Origin of the sequence: Paeniglutamicibacter antarcticus (assembly GCF_039544305.1) — a bacterium.
In the GTDB taxonomy this organism is placed as follows: domain Bacteria; phylum Actinomycetota; class Actinomycetes; order Actinomycetales; family Micrococcaceae; genus Paeniglutamicibacter; species Paeniglutamicibacter antarcticus_C.
In genome coordinates, this window is the sequence record NZ_BAABLK010000056.1 from 1 (window position 1) to 1,227 (window position 1,227).

The window sequence follows — 1,227 nt, forward strand, 5'->3', positions numbered from 1 at the left end:
ATAGCGTCTGAAGGTACCGCTGTTCTGACGAATTGGTACGGGCCCATCTGTGTAGTTGGTACTGAGATTCTGGGCAGACGGTACTGCGTTCTGTCGTTGTCATATTGGCCAGGAACCCTCCATGGATTCCTGGCCAATACAATTTAGGGGGAAGGCTCGGGAATTAGCTGCTCAGGATCGGACTGCACCCTATTCCCAGAATTCAGCTGAGTCCCGGGCCTTTTCATGTTTGAGCTTGCGCATGTCGGTGTCGCCGAGCAGGAGCCACCTGGTGTTGTTCGCCAGCCGGTTCACGATCGAATCCCCGGCCACGCGATCCGGTAGTACCTGCACCCAATACGCGGGATCAGTCTGGCTGACAATCACCGTTGGTGAGCGGTGCTCCCGGTCAGCGAGAACCCCGAAGAGATCACTGGCAATGTTCTGATCGATGCCGACCGTCAAAAAGTCATCAAGGATCAAGAGGTCCGCCTCTCGAAGCTTCGTCAAGAGGTCATCGTGGACTTTGCTGTCACTGCGTGCGATGAGCAGTTTCCGGGCCAGCGCGTCCATTCGCGTATAAAACACGGAGTGCTCGGTATGGCAGGCTGCAATACCAATCGCGCACGCAATATAGGTCTTGCCTCCACCGGTCGGGGAGATGATCAACAAGTTCGTTGGATCAGCCCGCCACTGATGCGTCGCGTAGCGTTTCATCCGTGCTTCATCGATCTTGCGTCCCGGAAGATAATGCAGCTCAGCAATCGAGGCTCCGGGCAAGGGGAACTGGGCTTGCTTGATAAGTTTGTCGACCTTGGTCGACCGGCGAGTATCCAAGGCATGGTTCACCGCCTGCATGAACACTTCCTCGGGCAGCATCTTGTCATTGACTTCGTCGTTGACCAGTTCAAGGAACCTGTCGGCAAACACCGTGAGGCGAAGTTCCTTGATCTTCTGATGATCTTCACTGCTAAGCATCCGTACCACCCCAACCCTTGTAATGCTCGGCATCTCGCACGAATGCACCGGAAAGGTTCTGGACCCCGGAGAGGTCCTTCACGTTCTGCGCGGCCGGAGCCGCCGTAACTTTCTGGTCCTTCGCCGCGGTCAGGGTCGCCATCACCCGCTTGAGCGAGGTGTAGGTCGGGTAGCCATTGATATTCAGCATTTCTTGGCAGGTTTCCTCCAACGAGGTTTTCTTCCCGCCGAGTTCGGTGAGGATATTGCGGCACGCCAAGAATGCTTGGG

At 56.1% G+C, this 1,227-nt stretch carries 2 protein-coding genes; both read right to left on the minus strand.

Features of this window, described 5'->3' with window-relative positions:
• Positions 1-189: 189 nt before the first annotated feature.
• Positions 190-957 carry an ATP-binding protein gene (locus ABEA12_RS15040; RefSeq protein ID WP_210099274.1) on the minus strand — a complete coding sequence of 256 codons (768 nt, stop codon included), beginning with the start codon at positions 955-957 and terminating at the stop codon, positions 190-192.
• A partial coding sequence (locus ABEA12_RS15045) for a hypothetical protein (protein WP_425571790.1) occupies positions 950-1,227 on the minus strand: 278 nt, incomplete at its 5' end. The genes ABEA12_RS15045 and ABEA12_RS15040, both read right to left, overlap by 8 nt.

Bases quoted from the DNA above. Each gene is read 5' to 3' on its own strand.
- ABEA12_RS15040 (WP_210099274.1), bottom strand. From the start codon at position 957: ATGCTTAGCAGTGAAGATCATCAGAAGATCAAGGAACTTCGCCTCACG.